This window comes from Streptomyces sp. rh34, assembly GCF_002551245.1.
Taxonomy (GTDB): Bacteria; Actinomycetota; Actinomycetes; order Streptomycetales; family Streptomycetaceae; genus Streptomyces.
Genome location: NZ_NTGZ01000093.1, coordinates 20,353 through 27,290 on the forward strand (window position 1 = coordinate 20,353; position 6,938 = coordinate 27,290).

Here is a 6,938-nt window from a genome sequence, read left to right on the forward strand (position 1 = left end):
CGAGGCGCGTCCGTGCCCGGCCGGGCACGGGCCCGGCCCGCCGGCTCCTCCCCTCCCCTGCCCTGCCCTGCCGACCAGGCCACAGCGCCGCACCCGCGGCACGAAAGGAACAACGGATGTCCCACAACGAGCGGCGAAACAAGGAACGCGTCCTCCTCAAGGGCGCGTACCTGATGACGCAGGACGACAGGCTCGGTGACTTCGTGGGCGATGTCCTCGTCGCCGACGGCCGGATCGCCGACATCGGACGGAACCTGCACGACGACCGCGCCCGGGTGGTCGACGGCACGGGGAACGCCGTGCTGCCCGGATTCATCGACACCCACCGCCACAACTGGCAGGGGGCTCTGCGCAACCTGGGCCCCGCCTGGACCTATGAGGAATACCGCCGCAACGTGCAGATCGGCCTCGGCCAGCACTTCGAACCCCGGGACGTCCACGTCGGCAACCTGGCGGCGGACCTGATGTCCCTCGACTCCGGGGTGACGACCGTGCGGGACGAGTCCCACATCAGCAACAGCCCCGAGCACTCGGACGCGGCGATCGCGGCGCACTGGGAGTCGGGCATCCGCGCCGTCTTCGACCACGGCTGGCCGTCGACGGAGGCCGAGCAGTGGCAGTTCGGCAGCAGCCGCACGCATCCCGCCGACATCCGGCGCATCCGCGAGGAGGTGCTCTCCGACGACTCGGCGCGGGTCACGCTGAACGCGATGCTCCGCGGACCGGAGCTGTCCACCCCCGACGTGTCCGGACAGGACATCCGGCTCGCCCGGGAGCTGGGCCTGCGGATCAGCATGCACGTGGGCCTCGGCGCGTGGGGCGCGGAGCAGCAGGCCGTACGGCAGCTCGCTGAGTCGGGGCTGCTCGGTGCGGACATGACGTTCATCCATCTGTGCACGTCGACCGACGACGAGCTGAGGATGCTGGCCGCGCACGGGGCCACCGCGTCCGTGGCCGGTGCGCTGGAGGTCTTCATGCCGGGCCTGGGTCAGCCGGCCACCAACCGGCTGCTGGCCGCCGGTATCCGCCCGAGCCTCAGCGTGGACACCGAGACGATCGTGAGCGGTGACATGTTCGGGGTCATGCGGGCGACGCTCGCCTACCAGCAGCTGGTCCTCGCCGGCGCGGCCGGACCCCTGGACCGGGCCCCCGGCCTGCCGACCTTCGACGCCGCCGATCTGCTGTCCTTCGCGACCATCGAGGGCGCACGGGCCGCGGGCATCGACGACCGCACGGGCAGCCTGACCCCCGGCAAGGAGGCCGACCTGATCATGATCCGCCTCGACCACGCCAACACGCTGCCCGCCACGAACGCAGCCGCGACGATCGTCGCGGGCGGCCACGCGGGCAACGTCGACCTGGTCATGGTGGCCGGTGACGTCCTCAAGGAGAACGGTGTGCTGAAGGCCGGGGACACCGTCTTCGACGAGGCCGCGGCCTCGCGTGACCGGCTGTTCCACGCCGCCGGCCTGCCGCTCCCCGCCTGAGCACCGCGACTCGGCCTCGCCGCCTCGCCGCCTCAGGGTTCACGCCCGGCGCGCTCGGACGGGTCCGGCGGGGAAAGTCGCGGCCACCCCACTTGATAGGCAAGTCGATACTTGCCTATCGTGGGGTCATGGCGGAAGATGTCTTCAAGGCCCTGGCCGACCCCACCCGGCGGCGCATTCTCGACGAACTGGTGGAACGCGACGGCCAGACGCTGTTCGAGATATGCGCGCGACTGGTGAACAAGCACGGCGTGGGGCTGTCCCGCCAGGCGATCAGCCAGCACCTGGCCGTCCTGGAAGCGGTGGGCCTGATCACCACCCGCCGCCAGGGCCGCTACAAGTTCCACGACCTGAACACCGACCCCCTTGAGCACATCGCCCACCGATGGCTCAGGCCGAAGACACCGGAGAGCACCCCATGAGGATCAACCTGACCAGCGTGTTCGTCGAGGACCAGGAGAAGGCGCTGCGCTTCTACACCGACGTCCTGGGCTTCGTGAAGAAGCACGACGTCCCGCTCGGCGGCGAGGCCCGCTGGCTGACCGTGGTCTCACCGGAGGACCCCGAGGGCACCGAACTGCTTCTGGAGCCGAACGAGCACCCCGCCGTGAAGCCCTACACGACGGCCCTGGTCGAGGACGGCATCCCGGCCACCGCCTTCGCCGTGGACGACGTACAGGCGGAGTTCGAGCGGCTGTGCGGACTCGGCGTCCGGTTCACCCAGGAGCCGCTGGAGATGGAGACCGTCACCACCGCGGTCCTGGACGACACCTGCGGCAACCTGATCCAGATCATGCACAGCTCCTGAGCCCGCGCCCGGGGACGGCGCGGCCGGCCCTCAGGAGTTCGGGTAGGTGAAGCAGACCAGGATCGTGCGGTCGGCGACCACCAGGGACCAGTACGTGCGCCGGTCGGACGAACCCTTCCTGCAGTATGTGGAGCCGGCGTCCGACGGGGCGCGGTAGACGCCGGAGACCACCAGGACATGGTCGTACGGCTTGGGCACGCGCTCGGCCCGGCAGTCGACGGCGGTGGTGGTGCCCAGCGACATGCCGTCACTGGTGTTGTTGCCGAGGATGCAGAAGCGCTCCACCCAGACCCGTTCCAGGCAGAGCTTCGTGGCCCCTGTCGCGCGGGAGTGGTAGCGCCAGGACGTACGGCCCTCGCCCGCCTCACAGCTGACACCGCTGCCCCCGGTCCGCGTGACACGGAAGAGACCGGCACGCCTGGAGCGGCAGGAGACGGCCTCGGGCGGTACGCCGACGTTCCAGGCGCTACCGCGCCCGGTGCGGTGGACGGGGAGGCAGCTCCCCACCCGCACGCGCTGGAACGCGTCCGCCGTGGGATCGCTCTCGGGCGGCTGCTCCACCCCGCCGGACCCACTGCCCCCGCCGTCACCGCCCGAGTCGGAGCCCCCGCCGCCGCTCCCGCTGCCGCCACCGGTGGTGATCTCCACACCGAGATCGATACCGGGGCCGCCCCCCGAGTCGTCCTCGTCGTCGCCACCCCTCGCGTCCGGGGAACTGGACGGCCGGCCGGAACCCGGATCCGGGCCCAGGTCCGAATCGCCGCCCCGGCGCCCCGACGCCCCGCACGCGGCCACCGCCAGGATCACGGGCACCAGGAGCCACACCAGCCAGACCCGGGCCGGCCGCAGCCCCGCACTCTTCATCGAGCCCCCTACGCAGAACAGTGCCCACCAATATTCCACAGCCGGACATCCAACTCACGTAGCACACACACCTGTTGACACGCGCCCGGCGCACTCCCCTCAGGCCGGACGCGCCCCCTGGGGCAGGGCCGCCGTCACCTCCGCCCAGACCGTCTTCCCGATCGGGTTCCGGGGCTCCCACCCCCACCGCGACGCCAGGCACTCCACCAGGAACAGGCCGCGCCCCGACTCCTGGTCGTCCGGCGGCAGCTCCGGGTCCTCGGGCGTCCGGCCGAGCACGGCGTCGGAGACCTCGATACGGAAGCGACTCGCAGGCCCTTCGTAGTCCACCCGCACATGGAAGTTCCGCCCCCGGAGCCGCCCGTGGCACACCGCGTTGGCGGCCAGCTCCCCCACCACCAGGGCCACCGCGCACGTGGCGTCCGCCATCGGCCCGAACCCCCAGTGGCCCAACTGCCGCACCACAGAACGGCGGGCGAGCCGCGCACCCCGGGGCGTGGAAGGGAACTGCCGGGACAGGGAGCCGTAGCCGTTGGCGGTCAGCCCGAAGCCGCGCGGAACGGGCGGGGCCGAATCCCGCGCATCGGCCTTCTCCGCCTTCTCCGCCTTCTCCGCCTGCTCCGCCGTGGTCGTCCTCTTGCCGGTCATGCCGACCATCCGTTCACTCGACTCTCCTCACGTCACCCACACGTGCGAGTTCCGTGACGTTCCGTACTCAAGAGTCGGCAGCGCGGCCTAGCCTCGGAAGGTGACAGCGCCTTACCTCGCAGGCCGTAAGGAACGGAAGTAGCGCCGTGGCCAGACCCATTGACCCGCAGTCCTCCATGGCCGCCCTCTTCGGATCGCGCGTACGCAAGTTACGTACGGCGGCCGGACTCACCCAGACCGACGTGGGCGCGCTCACGCATGTGGTCGGCAGCCGCATCGCCCAGATCGAGCGCGCGACCGGGGCGAAACCGACCCTGGAGCTGACCCGGGCGCTGGACAAGGAGCTGGTGGCGGACGACCTGCTGATCGACCTCTGGCCGTATGTGTACCGGGAGGCGTTTCCGGACTGGTCGCAGGCGGTCATCACGTACTCCGCACGCGCGAAGGTGATGCGCCAGTACGCCGCACACGTGGTACCTGGCCTGTTGCAAACCCCGGGATATGCGCAGGCGTTGCTGAGCGCGAGCCGGTCGCTGCGGGACGACGAGCACTTGGAGGAACGTCTCGCGGCCCGGCTCGGTCGCCAGACCCGGCTGACCGGCCCGGACCGGCCAAAGCTGTGGATCATCCTGGACGAGGCAGTCCTTCGCCGCCCCGTCGGAGGATCGAACGTGATGCGCGACCAGTTGGAGCACCTTCTCAGGATGGCCGAGGAACCCAACATCACGGTCCAAGTGCTGCCGTTCGACCAAGGCGAGCACGACGCCATGGGTGGTTCCCTGACCCTGCTCGTGATGCCGGACGGCAGCCACGTCGCCTACACCGAGGGCGCGCACTATGGCCAGTTGACCGAGGAACCGGACGAGGTCGAACGGTTCGAGCTGACTTACGATGACCTCAGGGCGATGGCACTGCCGCCGCTCGCCTCGCTCGACCTGATCCGTACCGTGCTGGAGGCCGATTACCGTGCAGCGAGTGTTCCGTCCCGATCTGACCGCCGCCGCTTGGCGCAGCAGCAGCTACAGCAACCAGGAGGGCGGCGAATGCGTGCAGGTGGCGGACGGATTCCCCGGCGTCGTCCCCGTCCGTGACAGCAAGAACCCCCACGGCCCTGCCCTTGTGCTGACCGGAGGCGCCTGGACCGCGTTCATCACCGGAGTCATCGCGCGCTGAAGCGCGTGCCGACCGCTCAGGGCGAGGACCCCTACCGCCCCATGTGCTGGTGTCATCGAGCACTTACTGGTGTCATCCCGGGTCTACCGGTGCGGCCGTGCCGATCGAACGGCACGGCGAGGTATTCCAGATTGACCGAAAAGAATTCCTCCGCAGAGGCCATCTCTGCCTCGCGGCTTAATCCGAGGCCGACCGGCAGGCGCACCGCGTACGCCGGGACCGCCCTCCGGTGGTCGGTGTCCGCCCCCGCGCCGCCATCGCGACCACGCCGACTCGCGATTACCACAACACCCAAAGGCCGCTGACCGCTTCTCGACAAAATCACTCTGCCTACGGACTGTGCCGCAGACCGGATCATCCGCCGCACAAGCATGTCTACGATGTGGTCAACCCCTGACAGGAAAGGCTGCTTCCGCTTTCCTCCGATGCACCAAGGTGATCTGCACCTTCTCGGAGCGGCCGCATACCTTCTGCCCGGTAGAACTGAGGGACCGCATCCATGCCGAAACCCGCACCAGCCAGTCAGCACCGGCCGACGAAGACGCAGAGAGCCGCGATAGCCCCGCTCGTGGCCGTGTTGTCGGCGAGTGCCGTCGCCGGAGCCGTGGCAGCGGTTCTGGCGCCTTCGGAGGCGCGCGGCTGGGTTGTGGCGGTGGTGCTCACCGCCTGGGTGGTCCTGGCCGTCGCGCTCGCCGTCGCTCACGGCGTCACCCTGCGGGCACGGCGCTCGGCCTCGGCCCAGAGCGCGGAGACCGAACGGCTCAAGGCGTCGCTGGCCGCTCTCGAAACGGACACGGCGCACACCGCCGACGTGGCGCTGCCCGCCCTGATCCAGCTGGTACGCGGCGGAGTGAAGGCCACCGACGCCCTCGGCCGGGTCCCGTTGCCGCGCAGCCCGCGTCAGCGCAAGCTGCTGCACGTCCTCGCGAGCACGGTCGAAGGGCAGGAGCAGCAGACCGCCTCGCTGCGGACGGAGAGCACGCGGGTCCACGACGAGCTGGGAACGGAGAACGCACGGCTCCGTGAGGAGCTGCACGCGCTGAACTCCGAGGTCGACCGGTTCACGCGCGAGACGCTGCCGGGCGTGGTCGCCAGGCTCCGTGACGGCGAGTCCGGCGCCACGGTGCAGGCCGAGGTGTACCTGCCGGAACAGCCGCTGCTGCGCGCGTCGGTCGAGGCGGTGCTCCGGGAACTCGCGCTCAGCGAGCGCCGTGCTCTCGCGGCGACGACCGCGTCGGCCAAGGCGCTCAGCCGGGTCCAGGCGAAGTCCGTCAGCATGCTCGCCGACCTGCGGAGCATGCAGGAACGTCACGGCGAAGAGGTCTTCGGCGATCTGCTGAAACTGGACCACAGCACCTCGCAGCTCGGTCTGATGACGGACCGGCTGGCGCTGCTGATGGGCGGCCGGCCGAGCCGCGCCTGGAACAGGCCGATCGTCATGGAGAGCATCCTGCGCGGCGCGGTCGGCCGCATCGCCGCCTATCAGCGCGTACGGCTGCACTGCTCCTCCAGCGTCTCCATCTCCGGCTTCGCCGCCGAGGGCGTGATGCACCTGCTCGCCGAACTGATGGACAACGCCGCCAACTTCTCGCCGCCCATCGACGAGGTGCACGTCTACGTCGAGGAGCGCGGCACCGGCATCGTCGTCACCATCGAGGACAGCGGTCTGAAGATGGCCGACGCGGCGATGCGACGGGCGGCGGACTCCGTCGCCGGCCGGATGACCGACCTCGCGACCCTCCAGGGCACCCGGCTCGGCCTCGCCGTGGTGGGACGGCTCGCTCTCAAGCACCGGATCAGCGTCAACTACCGCCCGTCCTCACGTGGCGGCACCGGCGTGGTCGTCCTGCTGCCCCGGCATCTGATCGCGCAGGAGCCGCGCGAGAACCACCCGGCCCCGGCCCACCGGGCAGCCGCCGCGCCCGCGACGCCGCCGCCCGCACCCGCCTCCCCGGCAC

8 protein-coding genes are annotated in these 6,938 nt (G+C 70.5%); 6 read left to right on the plus strand and 2 right to left on the minus strand.

Going from position 1 to position 6,938, the window contains the following annotated elements; all coding sequences use genetic code 11:
- Positions 1-116: 116 nt before the first annotated feature.
- From CR470_RS18740 to CR470_RS18750, 3 genes are all read left to right on the plus strand, one after another.
- Positions 117-1,487 carry an amidohydrolase family protein gene (locus CR470_RS18740; protein WP_097868724.1) on the plus strand — a complete coding sequence of 457 codons (1,371 nt, stop codon included), beginning with the start codon at positions 117-119 and terminating at the stop codon, positions 1,485-1,487.
- 128 nt (positions 1,488-1,615) lie between these two features.
- The gene (locus tag CR470_RS18745; protein WP_097868725.1) at positions 1,616-1,909 is read left to right on the plus strand and encodes an ArsR/SmtB family transcription factor; all 294 of its coding nucleotides are present in this window, start codon (positions 1,616-1,618) and stop codon (positions 1,907-1,909) included.
- On the plus strand, positions 1,906-2,295 hold the full coding sequence (locus CR470_RS18750; RefSeq protein WP_097868726.1) for a VOC family protein: 390 nt from the start codon (positions 1,906-1,908) through the stop codon (positions 2,293-2,295). Before CR470_RS18745 ends, CR470_RS18750 begins: the two co-directional genes overlap by 4 nt.
- Positions 2,296-2,325: 30 nt before the next feature.
- Here CR470_RS18750 and CR470_RS18755 read toward each other — a convergent pair whose 3' ends face one another.
- A complete protein-coding gene (locus CR470_RS18755; protein ID WP_097868727.1) occupies positions 2,326-3,159 on the minus strand; it encodes a hypothetical protein in 834 nt (277 codons plus the stop codon).
- Positions 3,160-3,258: 99 nt separating this feature from the next.
- On the minus strand, positions 3,259-3,816 hold the full coding sequence (locus CR470_RS18760; RefSeq protein WP_097868728.1) for an ATP-binding protein: 558 nt from the start codon (positions 3,814-3,816) through the stop codon (positions 3,259-3,261).
- 167 nt (positions 3,817-3,983) lie between these two features.
- On the opposite strand from CR470_RS18760, the gene CR470_RS18765 reads away from it, so the two are divergent.
- The 3 genes from CR470_RS18765 to CR470_RS18775 form a co-directional block, all read left to right on the plus strand.
- On the plus strand, positions 3,984-4,898 hold the full coding sequence (locus CR470_RS18765; protein ID WP_097868731.1) for a helix-turn-helix domain-containing protein: 915 nt from the start codon (positions 3,984-3,986) through the stop codon (positions 4,896-4,898).
- On the plus strand, positions 4,861-4,980 hold the full coding sequence (locus CR470_RS40610; RefSeq protein ID WP_257138797.1) for a DUF397 domain-containing protein: 120 nt from the start codon (positions 4,861-4,863) through the stop codon (positions 4,978-4,980). The genes CR470_RS18765 and CR470_RS40610 overlap by 38 nt, the downstream gene beginning before the upstream one ends.
- Before the next feature lie 499 nt (positions 4,981-5,479).
- A partial coding sequence (locus CR470_RS18775) for an ATP-binding protein (protein ID WP_097868732.1) occupies positions 5,480-6,938 on the plus strand: 1,459 nt, incomplete at its 3' end.